Source organism: Streptosporangium sp. NPDC049644, from assembly GCF_040675205.1.
In the GTDB taxonomy this organism is placed as follows: domain Bacteria; phylum Actinomycetota; class Actinomycetes; order Streptosporangiales; family Streptosporangiaceae; genus Streptosporangium; species Streptosporangium fukuiense.
In genome coordinates, this window is the sequence record NZ_JBFAOJ010000071.1 from 13,060 (window position 1) to 29,404 (window position 16,345).

15 protein-coding genes are annotated in these 16,345 nt (G+C 71.6%); 11 read left to right on the top strand and 4 right to left on the bottom strand.

Annotated elements, in window-relative coordinates:
- Window positions 1–73: 73 nt before the first annotated feature.
- The 4 genes from AB0J58_RS31215 to AB0J58_RS31230 all read left to right on the top strand — a co-directional run bounded on the left by AB0J58_RS31215 (window position 74) and on the right by AB0J58_RS31230 (window position 3,980).
- Window positions 74–970 (top strand): MoxR family ATPase, encoded by an 897-nt coding sequence (locus AB0J58_RS31215; RefSeq protein ID WP_364222475.1) that lies wholly within the window; start codon window positions 74–76, stop codon window positions 968–970.
- Entirely contained in the window at window positions 954–2,162 is a 1,209-nt protein-coding gene (locus AB0J58_RS31220) for a VWA domain-containing protein (RefSeq protein WP_364222478.1), read from the top strand. The genes AB0J58_RS31215 and AB0J58_RS31220 overlap by 17 nt, the downstream gene beginning before the upstream one ends.
- On the top strand, window positions 2,155–3,312 hold the full coding sequence (locus AB0J58_RS31225; RefSeq protein ID WP_364222481.1) for an XdhC family protein: 1,158 nt from the start codon (window positions 2,155–2,157) through the stop codon (window positions 3,310–3,312). The genes AB0J58_RS31220 and AB0J58_RS31225 overlap by 8 nt, the downstream gene beginning before the upstream one ends.
- 65 nt (window positions 3,313–3,377) lie before the next feature.
- Entirely contained in the window at window positions 3,378–3,980 is a 603-nt protein-coding gene (locus tag AB0J58_RS31230; protein ID WP_364222531.1) for a nucleotidyltransferase family protein, read from the top strand.
- Between the two features lie 157 nt (window positions 3,981–4,137).
- Here the strand turns inward: AB0J58_RS31230 and AB0J58_RS31235 are convergent, their stop codons facing one another.
- The gene (locus AB0J58_RS31235) at window positions 4,138–5,043 is read right to left on the bottom strand and encodes an endonuclease/exonuclease/phosphatase family protein (RefSeq protein WP_364222483.1); all 906 of its coding nucleotides are present in this window, start codon (window positions 5,041–5,043) and stop codon (window positions 4,138–4,140) included.
- Window positions 5,044–5,203: 160 nt separating this feature from the next.
- Here AB0J58_RS31235 and AB0J58_RS31240 point away from each other — a divergent pair, with 160 nt between their 5' ends.
- From AB0J58_RS31240 to AB0J58_RS31270, 7 genes are all read left to right on the top strand, one after another.
- Window positions 5,204–6,244 carry an LLM class F420-dependent oxidoreductase gene (locus tag AB0J58_RS31240; protein ID WP_343979496.1) on the top strand — a complete coding sequence of 347 codons (1,041 nt, stop codon included), beginning with the start codon at window positions 5,204–5,206 and terminating at the stop codon, window positions 6,242–6,244.
- Between the two features lie 121 nt (window positions 6,245–6,365).
- Window positions 6,366–7,433, top strand: a complete 1,068-nt coding sequence (locus AB0J58_RS31245) for an aminopeptidase P family protein (RefSeq protein ID WP_364222486.1) — start codon at window positions 6,366–6,368, stop codon at window positions 7,431–7,433.
- 26 nt (window positions 7,434–7,459) lie between these two features.
- Window positions 7,460–8,020: an elongation factor P gene (efp, locus tag AB0J58_RS31250; RefSeq protein ID WP_343979490.1), complete on the top strand. Its 561-nt coding sequence runs from the start codon at window positions 7,460–7,462 to the stop codon at window positions 8,018–8,020.
- The gene (gene nusB / locus AB0J58_RS31255; RefSeq protein ID WP_343979487.1) at window positions 8,020–8,430 is read left to right on the top strand and encodes a transcription antitermination factor NusB; all 411 of its coding nucleotides are present in this window, start codon (window positions 8,020–8,022) and stop codon (window positions 8,428–8,430) included. The genes efp and nusB overlap by 1 nt, the downstream gene beginning before the upstream one ends.
- A 254-nt stretch (window positions 8,431–8,684) precedes the next feature.
- Complete coding sequence (locus AB0J58_RS31260) at window positions 8,685–9,443, top strand: methyltransferase domain-containing protein (RefSeq protein ID WP_364222489.1); 759 nt, start codon at window positions 8,685–8,687, stop codon at window positions 9,441–9,443.
- A 55-nt stretch (window positions 9,444–9,498) separates the two neighbouring features.
- The gene (gene dinB / locus AB0J58_RS31265) at window positions 9,499–10,719 is read left to right on the top strand and encodes a DNA polymerase IV (RefSeq protein WP_343979781.1); all 1,221 of its coding nucleotides are present in this window, start codon (window positions 9,499–9,501) and stop codon (window positions 10,717–10,719) included.
- Between the two features lie 147 nt (window positions 10,720–10,866).
- Window positions 10,867–11,268, top strand: a complete 402-nt coding sequence (locus AB0J58_RS31270) for a DUF3040 domain-containing protein (protein WP_343979778.1) — start codon at window positions 10,867–10,869, stop codon at window positions 11,266–11,268.
- A 109-nt stretch (window positions 11,269–11,377) separates the two neighbouring features.
- Here AB0J58_RS31270 and AB0J58_RS31275 read toward each other — a convergent pair whose 3' ends face one another.
- Genes AB0J58_RS31275 through AB0J58_RS31285 form a run of 3 tightly spaced genes read right to left on the bottom strand, consistent with a single transcriptional unit; the run spans window position 11,378 to window position 16,019 of the window.
- On the bottom strand, window positions 11,378–13,792 hold the full coding sequence (locus AB0J58_RS31275) for a DUF3488 and transglutaminase-like domain-containing protein (RefSeq protein WP_364222492.1): 2,415 nt from the start codon (window positions 13,790–13,792) through the stop codon (window positions 11,378–11,380).
- A complete protein-coding gene (locus tag AB0J58_RS31280; RefSeq protein WP_364222495.1) occupies window positions 13,789–15,045 on the bottom strand; it encodes a DUF58 domain-containing protein in 1,257 nt (418 codons plus the stop codon). Before AB0J58_RS31280 ends, AB0J58_RS31275 begins: the two co-directional genes overlap by 4 nt.
- Window positions 15,042–16,019 carry a MoxR family ATPase gene (locus tag AB0J58_RS31285; protein WP_364222498.1) on the bottom strand — a complete coding sequence of 326 codons (978 nt, stop codon included), beginning with the start codon at window positions 16,017–16,019 and terminating at the stop codon, window positions 15,042–15,044. Before AB0J58_RS31285 ends, AB0J58_RS31280 begins: the two co-directional genes overlap by 4 nt.
- Between the last annotated feature and the right edge of the window lie 326 nt (window positions 16,020–16,345).

The window sequence follows — 16,345 nt, forward strand, 5'->3', positions numbered from 1 at the left end:
GGCGAGGGACTCCCGGCGCCGCGGGTACGGCGTGACCACGCGGGAACCCGGCCTCCGGGCGTAACCTGAGGTGGTGGTGAGGCGGACAATCGAGGCATCTGACGTGGAGTCCCCCGAGCAGCTGGCGGAGCTGCTCGACGAGCGGTCCTACCTGGCCGACAAGGGGCTCGCCACGGCGGCCTTCCTGGCGCTGAGGATGGGCCGCCCGCTACTGCTCGAAGGCGAGGCCGGCGTCGGCAAGACCGAGCTGGCCAGGACCCTGGCCGCGCTGCTCGGGGCGCCGCTGATCCGCCTGCAGTGCTACGAGGGGCTGGACGCCTCCCAGGCGCTCTACGACTGGGACTTCGCCCGCCAGCTCCTGCACCTGAAGGCGGCGGAGGCGGGTGGGATCGCCGACGCCGCCCGGCTGGAGGGGGAGGTCTACGACCGGAGGTTCCTGATCGCCAGGCCGCTGCTGAAGGCGATCGAGACCCAGCCCTCGGTGCTGCTCATCGACGAGGTCGACCGCGCCGACGTGGAGTTCGAGGCGATCCTGCTGGAGGTGCTCTCGGACTTCGCGATCTCCATTCCCGAGCTCGGCACGGTCCGCGCCGCGCGGCCGCCGGTGGTCGTGCTGACCTCCAACCGCACCCGTGAGGTACACGACGCCCTGAAACGGCGCTGTCTCTACCACTGGCTGGAGCACCCCTCCTTCGAGCGGGAGGTGGCGATCCTGCGCAGGCGGCTCCCCGACTGTTCCGCGATCCTGGCCGAGCAGGTCGCTCACGCGACGGGCCGGCTCCGCGCCGCCGACCTGATCAAGCCGCCGGGGATCGCCGAGACCCTCGACTGGACCGAGGCGCTCCTGGCTCTGGGATCCCGCGAGCTCGACCCCGACGTGGCGGCCGCCACCCTGGGGGCCCTGCTCAAGCACAGGGAGGACCACGAGACCGTGCTCGGGAACGGATTCCTCGGTGCGGCCCGGCGCTGACGGCCGCGGCCTCCCCGCCGGTGCGCCCGGTGCCCCGGCGGGTCGGGGCATCGGCGGCCCGCCCGCCGCGGGTGACGGCGCCGTCCTTGCCGTCGGGAGCGGTGCGGACCTGGTCGCGGTCATGACCGGTTTCGCCAGGACCCTGCGTGCCGCGGGGGTGCCCGCCGATCACGAGCGGACCCAGGGCCTGCTCCGCGCCCTGACCCACCTGGACGCCGCGGAGCCCACCGACGTCTACTGGGCGGGCAGGCTCACGCTGTGCGCCTCGGCCGACGACCTGCCCCGCTACGACCGGGTCTTCGCGGCCTACTTCGAGGGGCGGCGCGCGGGCCGCGCGAGACCGGCGGCGATCACCGTCACCCGGCACACCGCGGTGCTGCCGCAGCGGGGGCCCGACCGGGAGGAGAGCGGTGACTCCCCCGCGCTCGCGGCGACCGCGAGCGCGACGGAGGTGCTGCGCACCCGTGACGTGGCCAGGATGACGGGACCGGAGCTGGCCGAGGTGCACCGGCTGCTCGCCCTGCTGCGGGCGGGCAGGGAACGGCGCCGGTCGCGACGTTTCAGGCCCTCGCGCCGGGGGCGGCTGGACGGCAGGGCGACGATCCGCGAGACCCTGCGCAGGGGCGGGGAGATCGCCGGTCTCCGCTACCGCGCGCACCGGACCAGGCCCCGCAGGGTCGTGCTGCTGGTCGACGTCAGCGGCTCCATGACCCCGTACGCGGACACGCTGCTCCGCCTGGCCCACGCGCTGGTCAGGTCGGAGCCCGGGGCCACCGAGGTGTTCAGCGCGGGCACCCGGCTGACGCGGCTCACCGCGGAGCTGAGCCACCGCGACCCGGCCGCCGCGATGAACGCCGTCTCCCGCGCCATTCCGGACTGGAGCGGCGGCACCCGGCTGGGAGAGGAGCTCCGGCGGCTGCTGGCCCGGAACGACGCGGCCGGCGCGACGGTGGTGATCGCGTCCGACGGGTGGGAACGCGGCGACGCCTCGCTGCTGGGGGCGGAGATGGCCAGGCTGTCGCGGACGGCCCACCGGGTGATCTGGGTGAACCCGCACAAGGGGCAGGAGGGCTACCAGCCGCTCACCGCCGGCATGCGGGCCGCCCTTCCGCACATCGACGACTTCGTGGCCGGGCACAGCCTGGCCGCCTTCGAAGAGCTGGCAATGCTGCTGGGAGGCACGCGTGCGTGATGTTCTGTCGCAGGTCCTGCGCTGGTGGGAGGCGGGGGAGACGTTCGGCCTGGCCACCGTGGTCGACACCTTCCGCAGCGCCCCCCGGCCGCCGGGGGCGTCCATGGCTGTGCTCGGCGGCGAGGCGGAGGGCAGCGTCTCGGGCGGCTGCGTCGAGGGAGCCGTCTACGAGCTGGCCCAGGAGGTGGTCTCCTCGGGCAGGCCCGTCCTGCAGCGGTACGGCGTGAGCGACGACGACGCCTTCTCCGTCGGCCTGACCTGCGGCGGCATCCTGGACGTGTTCGTCGAGCCGGTCTCCGCGGAGACCTTCCCCGAGCTGGGGTCGGTCGCCGCCTCGGTGCTCGGGCACGAGCCGGTGGCGGTGGCGACGATCCTGTCCGGGCCGGGCACGGTGGGCAGCCGCCGGGTGATCTGGCCGGACCGCTCCTCGGGCTCTCTGGGGGTGGACCGGCTGAACGAGGCGGTGGACGACGACGTACGGGGCATGCTGGCGCAGGGACTGACGGGCGTCCGCAGGTACGGGGGCCGGGGGGAGCGGCGGCTCGACGAGTTGTCGGTCTTCGTGCAGTCCTTCGCGCCGCCGCCCCGGATGCTGGTCTTCGGCGCGATCGACTTCGCCGCCGCGGTCGCCAGGATCGGCAAGTTCCTCGGTTATCACGTGGTCGTGTGCGACGCCCGGCCGGTCTTCACCACGGCCAAGCGCTTCCCCGAGGCCGACGAGGTGATCGTCAAGTGGCCGCACGACTACCTCACCTCGGTCACCGTGGACGAGCGGACCGCGATCTGCGTGCTCACCCACGATCCCAAGTTCGACGTCCCCCTGCTGGAGGTGGCCCTGCGCACTCCGGCGGGCTACGTCGGCGCCATGGGATCGCGCCGTACGCACGAGGACCGGCTGGCCAGGCTCGCGCAGGCGGGGCTGGGGGAGGCCGAGCTGAAGCGGCTCCGCTCGCCGATCGGCCTGGACCTGGGCGCGCGTACCCCCGAGGAGACCGCGGTCTCCATCGCCGCCGAGCTGATCCAGCTGCGCTGGGGCGGCTCGGGCAGGCCGCTGACCGACGGCTCCGGCCGGATCCACGGGGACGGCCCGGTTCATGACGACCCGGTTCATGACGACGGCCCGGTTCACCGCGACGGGTCCGGCGTGTGAGCGCGGCCGGAGAGGTACCGGGGGAGACCGCCGGGGCGGAACCCGCGGGGACGACGAGCGCGGGACTGCTGCTGGCCGCCGGGGCCGGCTCGCGGCTGGGCACGCCGAAGGCGCTGGTGGAGTTCGACGGGGAACGGCTGGTGGACCGGGGGGTCAGAGTGCTCCAGGACGGTGGCTGCCGGTCCGTGGTCGTGGTGCTCGGGGCGGCCGCCGCCCAGGTGCCGGGGGCGGTGACCGTCCACAACCCGGACTGGGCCTCGGGGATGGGATCCTCGCTCAGGGCCGGTCTGGGGGCGATCCCCGCCACCGCCGAGCACGTGGTGATCAGCCTGGTGGACCAGCCGTTCGTCGGCCCGGCGGCGGTGGAGCGGCTCATCCGGGCCGCGGAGCGGGGTGCCTCGGTCGCCGTCGCCACCTACGGCGGGGCGCGGCGGAACCCGGTGCTGATCGCCAGGGAGCACTTCGCGGAGGTCGCCCGGCTCGCGACCGGCGACGCCGGAGCACGCCCGTTCCTGAAGGCCCGTCCCGAACTGGTCGTCGCGGTCCCCTGCGACGATGTGGCGGACCCGGCCGACATCGACACTCCGGCGGACCTGTCGGAGCTGCGGGCCCGTTCCGGCCTGGCCGCCCGAGCAGCCCGAGCCGCCCGAGCCGCCCGGCCCGGCTGAGCCGGGCGGCTTCACCGGCACGTTCCGGCCTGGCGGCCCGGGGCCGTTGTCCGATTCCCGGGTCCCATCCGGGCGGACGCCGGGACCGAGGGCCGTGCCGGCCTCGTCGCCCGGCCTCCGGGCCTTCCGGCCCCTCAGACCCGGCCGGCCGGTCAGGTCAGTCCGGTTTCCGGGAGGTCAGGCGCAGCGAGGCGAAGGCGGCGCGGTGGTCGCTGCCCGCCGCCCGCTCGACGCCCGCCCCGGTGGCGGTCAGGCCGCGGTAGAGGATGTGGTCGGGGCGGGTGACGGGGAAGGCCGCGGGCCAGGTGAAGCCGAATCCCGTACCGGCCTCCTGCTGGGCGTCCGACAGCGGCGGCACCAGGCCGGAGCGCTTGCGGTCGGTGGTGGCGGTGTTGAGGTCGCCGAGCAGCAGCAGGCGCGCGCTGTCGTCCTTGTCGATCATCCTGCGGGCGTAGGCGAGGGTCTCGTCACGCTGGGCGGTCTGGCCCGGCCGGGCGGAGGCGAGGTGCATGACGTACACGGTCAGCCTCCCCTTGGGGGTGGCGACCACCGCTCGCAGCGCCCGCGCCCAGTCGAGGCCGATGTCGGCCTTGCGGGCCTCGACGATCGGGAACCGGCTCCACAGGCCGACCGTGGCGATCCGGTAGTGGTGGGGAAAGCGTTCGCTGAGGACCTCCGCCGCCGGGCCTCCTGGAGTCAGCTCCTGCACCGCGACCAGGTCACGGCCCTTGGAGACCGACCGTACGGCCTCGGCCGAGTCGGCGTTCGCCGCGCCCACGTTGAGTGTGGCGACCGACAGGTCGCTGGGACCGCCTGGCGGGCTGCGCAGCAGCGTCGGGCCGAACATGAGGCCCCAGACGGTCGCCGGGAGCAGCGCCGCGAGGATCACCTGCCATGAGCGGGTGGCCAGCGCGCAGATCAGCAGGACGGGTATCGCGACGCCGAGCCAGGGAAGGAGGCTCTCCAGCACGGGAGTGAAACCGCCCAGTTCCGGCAGGAACCGGTGCCCTCCGAGAATCAGGGCCAGGACTCCCGCCACCACGATGATCGACCGCCTCAGCACACCCCTCCTTGCCGCCGCCGAAGATCCTCTACCCGGAATGCGTAGGCTACCGGCCCGGCGGTGCGGGGCTTGGTGCTTCGGCGGTGAGTCGATAGCCTTTGTAGCCAAGGCAACGGAACAACATTCGGTTTCGTCGGCGCTGCGGAAGGACGATCTCACGATGCGTATCGGTATGGCCCTGAGCTACTCGGGGGGCTTCAAGGAGACGGTGGCCGAACTGGCCGACTACGAGAAGGCCGGTCTCGACATCGTCTTCGTCGCCGAGGCATACAGTTTCGACGCGGTCAGCCAGATGGGCTACATCGCGGCCAAGACCGAGAGGCTGCAGATCGCCTCCGGCATCCTGCCGATCTACTCCCGCACCCCCGCACTGCTGGCCATGACCGCGGCGGGCCTGGACTACGTCTCCGACGGCCGCTTCACCCTCGGCCTGGGGGCCTCGGGGCCGCAGGTCATCGAGGGCTTCCACGGCGTCCCGTACCACGCCCCGCTCGGACGCACCCGCGAGGTCATCGAGATCTGCCGCCAGGTGTGGCGGCGTGAGCGCCTGAACTACGAGGGCAGGCACTACACCGTCCCGCTCCCCGCGGACCGGGGGACCGGTCTCGGCAAGCCGTTGAAGCTCATCAACCACCCGCTCCGCGACCGCATCCCCGTCGTGATCGCCGCCATCGGTCCCAAGAACGTCGAGCTGGCCGCCGAGCTGGCCGAGGGCTGGGAGCCGATCTTCTACATGCCGGAGAAGGCCGCCGAGGTGTGGGGCGCCTCCCTGGCGGCGGGCCGGGCCAGGCGGGACCCGGCGCTGGGAGAGCTGGACGTGATCGCCCAGGCGTCGCTGGCCATCGGCGACGACGTCTCGGGCTGGCTGGAGCTGGGCCGCCCGATGGCCGCCCTCTACATCGGCGGGATGGGGGCCAAGGGCAGGAACTTCTACAACGACCTCGCCCGCAGGTACGGCTACGAGAAGGAGGCCGAGCAGATCCAGAACCTCTACCTGGAGGGGAAGAAGGACGAGGCCGCCGCGCTCGTTCCGCAGGAGATGCTGGAGAAGATGTCGCTGATCGGCCCGGAGGGGCATGTCAGGGAGCGGCTGCAGGCGATGCGCGAGTCGGGTGTCACGACCATCAACGTCGCCCCGCTGGGACGCACCCACGCGGAGCGCCTCCGGCTCATCGAGAAGGTCAGGGAACTCGCCTCCTGACCTTCTCGCGGGGACCGGGACCCGGCGGGCGTGTGATCGGCGGGTCCAGGTTCCGTGAGGGGGCCGACGAGATCGGGTCAAGGTGACGACATTGGTCAAATCGGCCAATAGCATGCGTGCCATGACCGTCATCCACGTACAGCGCCGCGAGAACCTCGCGGCCCTGCTCCCCGCTCACGAGGCGGATGCGATCCTGGTCACCGGCGGCGTGAACGTGCGCTACCTGACCGGCCTGGCCAGCTCCAACGCGGCGGTCCTGATCCGGGCCGACGGCGGCGCCACACTGGCCACCGACTCCCGCTACATCGGGGCCGCCCGGCGGCTGTGCGCCGACATCGAGGTGGTCGAGGAGTCCGACGTCGCCGGGGCGCTGCTGCCGGAGAGCGGCCGGACCGGGGTCGAGGCCGACCACATGTCGGTCGCCACCTACTTCAGGCTGGGCGGCGGTCACCTGCGCCTCTCCGGGCTGGTGGAGGCGGTGCGCATGGTCAAGGACGACACCGAGATCGATCTCATCCGCACCGCGTGCGAGCTCACCGACCGGGCCTTCGCCGAGGTCCTGCCCGAACTGCGCCCGGGGCTGACCGAGAAGGAGGTCGCCAGGGCGTTGGAGCGCCGGATGGTCGAGCTGGGCGCGGACGGGCTCGCCTTCGACACGATCGTCGCGAGCGGGCCCAACGGCGCGATCCCGCACCATTCGCCCTCGGACCGGCCGCTGGAGCACGGAGACCTGGTCACCATGGACTTCGGGGCGCTGTACCGGGGCTACCACGCCGACATGACCAGAACCGTGGCGATCGGCGAGCCCGCCGACTGGCAGCGCGAGCTGTACGACCTGGTCCGCGCCTCCCAGCGGGCCGGCCGCCGGGCCGTGCGGACCGGTGCGGCGCTCCACGAGGTGGACGCCGCGGCCCGCGACCTGATCGCCGAGGCGGGATACGGGGAGTTCTTCAAGCACGGTCTCGGCCACGGGGTCGGGCTGGAGATCCACGAGAAGCCGTTCCTGTCTCCGCGAAAGCCAGAGCCTGACCACGAGCACGCTAGAATAGAGGATCGAGTTCCGGTCACGGTTGAACCTGGGGTATATCTTCCCGGCAAGGGCGGTGTCCGCATCGAGGACACGCTCGTGGCGCGTGACGGCGGGCCGGAACTTCTCACCCGGACGACCAAAGAGCTGCTCGTCCTCTAAGAGCGGCCGTACGCAGGAGAGAACTAGTGGCGACGACGAACGACCTCAAGAACGGCCTGGTGCTCAAGCTCGACGGCGGTGAGCTCTGGGCTGTCGTGGAGTTCCAGCACGTCAAGCCCGGCAAGGGCGGCGCGTTCGTCCGCACCAAGCTCAAGAACGTGCTATCGGGCAAGGTCGTCGACAAGACCTTCAACGCGGGCGTCAAGGTCGAGGTGGCCAACGTCGACAAGCGCGAGATGCAGTTCTCGTACATGGACGGCGACGACTACGTCTTCATGGACACCGAGACCTACGACATGCTCCATGTCTCCAGGGTCGCGGTCGGCGACTCCGCCAACTACCTGCTGGAGAACATGCTGGCCACCGTGGCGATCAACGAGGGCAACGTCCTCTACGTCGACCTGCCCGCGGCCGTCGAACTGATCGTCGCCGAGACCGAGCCCGGCCTCCAGGGCGACCGCTCCACCGGCGGCACCAAGCCCGCCAAGCTGGAGACCGGCGCCGAGATCAAGGTGCCGCTGTTCATCACCACCGGCGAGAAGGTCAAGGTCGACACCCGCACCGGCGATTATCTCGGCCGCGCCTGATGTCGGCACGGGGTAAGGCGCGCAGGCGCGCGCTGGACATCCTCTTCGAGGCGGAGGCACGGAGCGAGGACCCGCTCAGCGTTCTCGCCGAGCGCCTGGAGCGGGCCGAGCCGCCCGTGAACGAGTACACCACGACGATCGTCGAAGGCGTGTGCAGGCACCGGGCACGCATCGACGAGCTGATCACCGCCTACGCCGACGGCTGGACGCTCGACCGCATGCCCGCGGTCGACCGCAACCTGCTGCGCGGCGGCACCTACGAGCTGCTGTGGATGCCCGACGTCCCCGAGGGCGTCGTCATCAGTGAGTGGGTCAGCCTGGCCTCCGAGCTGTCGACCGACGAGTCGCCGCAGTTCGTCAACGGCCTGATGGCCAGGTTCAAGCAGCTCAAGCCGTCGCTGACGCTCTGACCGCGCCCCGCGGGGAGCCGGTCCCCGTCTCCCCGCCTCGGCGCGCACCCGCACGGCTCCTCATCCACCCGCACACCCCGCACCCGCACGGGCCGGTCCCCGCGGATCCGACCGCCCTCCTCGGGGCCGGACGGCCGGGTCCGTCCACCCCGGGAAAAAGACTCGATCAATTACGAGTATGGATAGTCCTTGGGCCGCGCCGGGGGACGCGCGGCGTAGGCTGGGCTCGTCACGTATGAGGAGGCGATCTGAAGTTGCACGCCGTAGGCATCTCACGGCACGCAGGCACCCCGGCGGTCCGCACCGCGGTCGTATGGGACGTCCTGAGCGCCGTGCTGGCCGAGCGGGTGGCCGCGACGGGCCGTGGTCGGCTCGACATCGTCGACGCCGGGGGCGGCACGGGTGGTTTCGCCGTTCCCCTGGCCGACCTGGGCCACGCCGTGACGGTCGTCGACCCCAGCCCCGACTCGCTCGCCGCGCTGGAGCGCCGTGCGGCGGAGGCGGGGGTGGAGGTGCGCGCCCTGCAGGGTGACGCCGCGGACCTGGGGGAGCTGCTCCCGAGCGGTGGCGCCGACCTGGTGCTCTGCCACAGCGTGCTGGAGTACGTGGAGGATCCGATCGGCGCGGTGACGGCCATGGCCGGCCTGCTGCGCGAGGGCGGCGTGATCAGTGTGCTCGCCGCGAACCCGCTCGCCGCCGCGCTGCACCGGGCCTCCTCCGGACGCTTCGACGAGGCCCGCCGGGCCCTGGACGACCCCGAGGGCCGCTGGGGTGACCGCGACCCCACCCCCAGGCGCTTCACCCGGGAGGCACTGGAGCGGCTGCTCACCGTGACCGGCTTCGCGCCCGGCGAGGTGCACGGTGTGCGGATCTTCGCCGACCTGGTGCCCAGCAGGCTGCTCGACGGCGAGCCCGGAGCCGCACGCGCCCTGGTCGACCTGGAGCAGGCGGCGGCGGTGCACCCGGTGCTCCGCGACATCGCGACCCAACTGCACGTGCTTGGCCACCGGTGAGCACCACATCGAACGCGTGTTCCCGTAGGATGGCGTCGTGTCGAGAAAGCAGCAGATGCCGCGCCCGGAATCGGATCTGGGAACGGACGACACCGGCTGCCCGATCCTCCATGTCGACATGGACGCCTTCTACGCCGGTGTCGAGTTGCGTGAGCGCCCCGAGCTCAGCGGAGCCCCTGTCATCATCGGCGCGCCCGGCGCGCGCGGGGTGGTGCTCAGCGCCACCTACGAGGCCCGGAGGTTCGGGGTGCACTCGGCCATGCCCATGACCCGGGCCCGACGGCTCTGCCCTCACGCGGTGATCATCCCGCCGAGCCGCGGCAAGTACGCGGAGGTCTCCCGGCGTGTCATGGAGATCTTCCGAACCTTCACCCCCGAGGTCGAGCCGATAGCCTCCGATGAGGCGTTCCTGGACGTCGGCGGGGCACGCAAGCGCCTCGGCCCCCCGGCGGAGATCGCCCGGATGATCCGTGAGCAGGTCGTGCGCGAGCAGGGCGTCACCTGCTCGGTGGGAGTCGCCAACAGCAAGTTCGTGGCAAAGCTCGCCTCGCGCCACTGCAAGCCGGACGGGCTGTTCGTGGTGCCCGCCGACCGGGTGGTCGACTTCCTGCACCCGCTCCCGGTGGCGGCGCTGTGGGGTGTCGGGGAGCGCACCGAGCGGTCGCTGGCCCGGCTCGGCATCAAGACGGTCGGCGACCTCGCCAGGGTCCCGGTGGACACGCTCCGGCGCGAGCTGGGCCAGGCGGCGGGCGAGCACCTCGCGGCGCTCGCCTGGGGGCGCGACGAGCGCCCGGTGACCCCGCACGTCCCGGACAAGAGCATCGGCGCGGAAGAGACATTCGCCACAGACGTCGCGGACCCCGTGGAGATCCGCAGGGAGCTTCTCCGGCTCTCCGAGCGGGTCGCGGCCAGGCTCAGGCAGGGGGGCAGCGTCGGCCGCACGGTCAGCGTCAAGCTCCGCCGTGCCGACTTCACCACCCTGTCCCGCTCCCGGAGTCTGCACGAGCCCACGGACGTGGCCAAGATCCTGTACGACGTCGCCTGCGCCCTCTACACCGCCTCCGGCCTGGAGAACGTCCAGCTGAGGTTGGTCGGAGTACGGGTGGAGAACCTCAGCCCGGCCGACGGGGCGAGCAGGCAGCTCGGCCTCGGAGAGCGTGAGACGGGCTGGCGGGAGGCCGAGCAGGCGATGGACAGGGCCGCCCGCAGATTCGGTCACAATGCGGTGCTCCCGGCCTCCCTTGTTCGCCCGCCGTTTGATGGAATAGACCCATGACGCGGCCTCCGGTTTGGACTACGTTGGACGTTTTCTTTCGTCTACGTCTACAGCCTCGTATTCTGGGGATAACCGACCGCGAGGTTCGGACACCCCGTGTCGTCCGTCACCGTCTTCCCCGTCCTGGGGCTGTCCTTGGGAGGCGCCGTGCCGCTCTCTGAGCACGAGCAGCGCTTGCTCGACCAGATCGAGCAGGCACTCTACGCCGAGGACCCGAAGTGGGCCAACACCGTCAGGATCAGTGATCCCCGCAGCCACTACAGGCGCCGCCTGGTGAAGGCCTCCATCGGCTTCATCCTGGGTGTCGTCCTGCTGATGGTCGGCGTTGTGATCATCAACATCCCGCTCGGCGTCGGCGGTTTCGTGGTCATGCTCGCCGCGTGTCTGTGGGGTCTGTCCAGCTGGAAGCGGATGAACGGGTTCGGTGAGGCCGGCGCGGCCGTACCGTCCGATCAGCCGCGGGGCAAGGGGGGACGCCGCGGAGGCTCCCGCCAGAGCTTCATGGAACGCATGGAGGAGCGCTGGCGCCGTCGTAACGACGAGCACTAGCCGCCGGGCTCGCCGCCGTTCGCGGCGGCGGATCTCCTCCCCGGCCCCCTGACGACAAGGGCCGCTCCCGATTGGAAGCGGCCCCTGCCATCCGGTGAATCCGCCTTGCTCAGGCGCCCCTCCCGGTCGGCCTGCGGAGCCGGATGTTCTCCAGCCGGTCGAAGCCGTCCAGCACCCGCCCGCCGAGCCCTCGCATCCGCAGGAGCGTGGAGGGCGGCAGCAGCACGGCCCTGATCCGCCTGCCACGGGTCACGGTGGCGGCCAGCGCCCGCCGCACACTTCGCAGGTCCGCACGGAGCGTGCCGGTCTCACCCGGGGTCCTGGCGTAGAGCATCCGCTCCACCGCCGAGGTGATCCTTTCCAGCGCGGCGGCGGCCTCCGGCTCGAACCCGTACTGCTCGGTCAGCCGCCTGGCCAGCGCGCGCGGGCTCTCACTCGCCTGCCGCGACATCCCGTAGTCGCACAGAGCGTCGTCGAGTTCGGCCCAGGACGCCCTCACCGCCGACTCCCGCCGGATGCCCCTGAGCGCCGTGGCGCCGGCCGGATCCTCCCCGTCGGGATCCTTGACCCGCCGGGTGTGGTACCTGCCGCGGCGGGCCCGTAGCTGCCAGCGGATCATTGCCGGGATCAGCGCGACCAGCAGCGCGATCACGACTCCGATGCCGATTCGCGCGGCCGGTGGCATGCCCTCGTCCAGTGCGATCGGCAGGCCGCCGGAGTCGAGGTCGAGCGTCCGGTCACGGCGGCCGGCCGCCGCCCCGCCGGTGGGATCGGAGTCGCCGGGGTCCGCCGACGGGGCCGTGATCGGCTCGTCGGGGGTGGCCGACGCCACCTCGGGCCGGGTGTAGGAGGGGACCGTCGCGCTGCCCTGGCCCGCCCCGCCCGTCGGCGTGGGTTCGAAACGGAGCCACCCGGTTCCCTCGAAGTACAGCTCGGGCCAGGCGTGCGAGTCATGGGTGCGTACCTGCCACTGCCCGGACATGCTGCTGCCGCCGGTGTAGCCGATGGCGACCCGGGAGGGGATGCCCAGGACGCGCGCCAGCACCGCCATGGAGGCGGCGAACTGCTCGCAGTAACCGGTCCGGTTGCGGATCAGGAAGTCGGTCAGCGCCGGGCCGTCGTGTCCCTGGGTGGCCAGGCTGTAGGTGAATCCGCCCTTCTCCGTGAAGAACTCCTGCAGCTGGATCGCCTGCTCGTACTGGCTGGAGTCACGCTTGGTCACCCGGGTGGCCAGTTCCCTGATCTCCTCGGGCAGGCTCTCGGGCAACGCCAGGTACCGTTCCCTGATCGCCGGATCCGCCGGATCCGCCGCCTTGAGCCTCTCCGCCGTGGGCTCGGGCTCGGCGGTGACCACCTGGTAGGTCAGGCCCCCGGCGGTGTTCCTGGTGGAGAAGACCATGAGCGTGTCGCGGTCGGGCCGCCAGTCGCCCTCCACCGCGACCCTGGACGCGGGGTAGGGCAACGGCAGGAAGCTCAGCCTCCTGACCTGCTCGCTCACCGTGATGCCGAGGGTCGCCGGCGTGACGGGCAGGTCCGCGCCCTGGCCGGGGGGCGGTGGCATCGGTGAGTCGGAGGTCCGGTCCTCGGGGCGGCCCCTGGGCTCCGACATCGTCCACTGCTCGCCGTCGAAGACGTCGAGGGAGTACATCCGCAGGTAGCGCGGCGTGCCGTCGCTGACCGTGTAGGTCAGCACCGTGGAGTTCTCCGGCAGCGACAGCTGGCCGCGCAGGTTGACGATGGGGTTCGGGATGCTGATCGAGTTGCCGCCGCCCTTGCCGTTGCCCACACCGAACGAGAACAGCGGGTTGGGCTCCAGCGGAGGGAGCAGCAGGGGCAGCAGGACGGCCAGCACGATCGCGGTGAAGCCGATGCGCCTGCCGGACAGCCGTAGCGTCCCCGCATCGGAGGAGGGCCGCGTGACGGTGAAGGAGGACGTCCGGCGCACCAGCACCGCCCGGCCCCAGTGGCTGACCCGCTCCCGCCCGTCGGCGACGAGCACGCCGAGATAGCCCAGGGCGCCGATGATGAACGCCGGCCAGCTGATCGGCTCGGCGACCACCGCCGCCGGGACGGTGAACAGCGCCAGCAGCGGCAGCCCGGTGAGGGCCGCCCTGCGCAGCCGCGCGGCCAGCAGGTCGACGGTGATCGCGATCAGGCCGACGCCGCCGCAGGTGAGCAGGACGATTCCATCGTTGTCCGGCACGGGGGCGGCGAACCGCTGGATGTCGGCGAAGCCCGTCGCCAGCAGCTCGGCCAGTGCCAGGACCGACTCCTTCGTGGGCACCGCCCCCGCCCACGCCTCGTCGCCGGCGAACACCGAGGTCAGGTAGATCCAGAGCGCGAGCACCTGGGCGGGCGGCACCGGCCAGCCGGGCAGCCTGTAGTGGCCGGCCAGCACGCCGATCCCGGTCACGACCAGGATCGCGCCGAGGCTGCTCCAGAACCAGGCGCCGCCCTGGAAGAGGGGATAGAGCGCGATCGCGACCGCTCCCGTGGCCACGCCCGACGCGATGGGAAGTCTCATGTGTTGCCCCTGCTCGCCAAGGATCGCCCGCGCTGCGCGGCGTCCTGCCACACGCTCGCGACGGAGACGCCGGCGGCCAGCCGCACGACGCGCCAGCCCGTCCCCGCCAACACCGCCCGCGCCGCCTGGAAGTTCTCGTCCTCGCCGAGTTCGGGCTGCTCCCATCCGGCCACGTCCAGCATCACGGCCACGCCGGTCATGTTGCCGTGCCTGACCCTGGCCAGTTCCCGGGCCTGGTCGAGGTCCATCCTGCCGAGCACGGCCACGATCAGCCCGTCGCCGCCGCCCTGGCGCAGCGCGCCGACGCCGTACTCCAGCGACCGCGCCGGGCTGGTCTTCACCACGGCCAGGGTGTCCAGCAGCGACAGGCTCAGCCCGCTGTCGGTGAGGTGCTCGGCCCCCTGGTCGGTGACCAGGCGCAGGCCGAGACCCTCATGGGCCAGGTGCACGCCGATGGAGGCGGCGGCCGAGACCGCGGTCTCGAACGACGAACGCGGGCCCTCACCCCGGTGGGCGTACCGCCGCGTGTCCAGCAGCAGCGCACCTCTGCTCTGCCACTGCTGCTCCTCGCGCCGGACCATCAGCTCGCCGTGCCTGGCGGTCGAGCGCCAGTGCACCCGCCGCAGGTCGTCGCCCTGCCGGTACTCTCGCGGGGCGACGTCGTCGTCCCCCGCCGCCGCGACGCTTCTGGTACGGCTGTCACCGCCGCCGGTCCACTCGCCGGCCAGCCGGACGTGGGGCAGCGCCACCACCTGGGGCGTCACCATCAGCGTGTCGCTGATGGTGAACGACCTGGTCAGCTCGACCAGGCCGAAGGGGTCGCTGATCCGGATGGAGAGCGGGCCGATGGTGAAGCGGCCGCGCAGGTCGGAGCGGACCCGGTAGTCGATCTCCCGGATGCCCTGCGGCTCCACCCGGTCCAGCACGAACCTGGGCCGGGCGCCGAGGGCGTAGGGAACGGTGTCCTCGACCATCAGCAGACCGGTCGGCAGCCGGGTGACGTTCTCCAGCCGCAGCGTCACGGTGGCCTCGCTGCCCATCTCGGTCCTGGGCGGATCCAGACGCCGCGCGCAGCTCAGCCGGTAGCGGGTACGGGCGACCACCATGGCCGCCAGCAGCGGCAGCGAGACGATCAGCACGCCGATCCTGAGCAGGTCGTGCTCGCCGAGGAGGAAGGCGCACAGCAGCGCCGCGACGCCGGACGCGATGAAGGACCGGCCGCGGGCGGTGAGCGCCTTGAGGCCGGAGGTCACCGGGCCTGGGCCTCGGGAACGGGAACCCGGCGGACCAGGTCGGCGATCACCTGCTCGGGCGGGCGGCGCTGCCCCTGAGCCTCGATGCTGGGCAGCAGCCGGTGCGCCAGTACGGGGACGCACAGCTCCTGCAGGTCGTCGGGGATGACGTAGTCGCGGCCGGCGAGCGCCGCGTGCGCCCGCGCGGCCCTGACCAGTTGCAGGGTCGAGCGGGGAGAGGCGCCCAGCCTCAGGTCGGGGGACTGGCGGGTCGCGGTCACCAGGTCGATCGCGTACTTCTTGATCGGCTGGGAGACGTAGACCCCGCGCACCGCCGAGATCAGCGCCTGCACCTCTTCGGTGGTGGCCACCGGCTCCAGCTTGTCCAGCGGGGAGGCGGCGCCGTGCACGTCGAGCATCTCCAGCTCCGCGGAGGGCGCGGGGTAGCCCATCGCGATCCTGGCGGTGAACCGGTCGCGCTGAGCCTCGGGCAGGGGGTAGGTGCCCTCCATCTCGATCGGGTTCTGTGTCGCGATCACCATGAAGGGGGAGTCCAGCCGGTAGGTCGCGCCGTCGACCGTGACCTGGTGCTCCTCCATGCACTCCAGCAGCGCCGACTGGGTCTTCGGCGAGGCCCGGTTGATCTCGTCACCCACCACGATGTTGGCGAAGACCGGGCCCGGCTTGAACTCGAACTCCCTGGTCTGCTGGTTGTAGGCGCTCACCCCGGTGATGTCGCTCGGCAACAGGTCGGGGGTGAACTGCACGCGGCGCACCGGGCAGTCGATGGAGCGCGCCAAGGCCTTGGCGAGCATGGTCTTGCCGACTCCGGGCACATCCTCGATGAGCAGATGGCCCTCGGCGAGTAGTACGGTCAAGGTCAGGCGGATGACGTCACTTTTGCCTTCGATCACCGATTCGATCGACTGGCGGATCCGGTGCGCGGTGACAACAAGATCATCGAGCTGAGGTGAGACGTCATGAGTTACTGCCACCAGGCCTCCATGAGGATGCGGCGGTTGTGCGCCGGGGGTTGCCGTTGCGGAATCTTTGCGATCCCGTTACTCATTCTGTTTACGACCCTACGGCGCCACGCGTTCCGGCGGCGACCTTATGTGGTCATCAAGGATGATTTCGGGTGATCAGCCACAGTGTGTGCCATGATCGTCGCGTTTCTGTGCGAGTGACGTGTCGATCCTGTGACGGGCGCGGTGCTGTTTCACCTTCCACCATTCTTCACCGCCTTACAGTCCATTTCATGATCTTTGGACTATTCGGCAATCTTCCCGACACGCCCGTGACGTATGCCGGGCCGCTTACC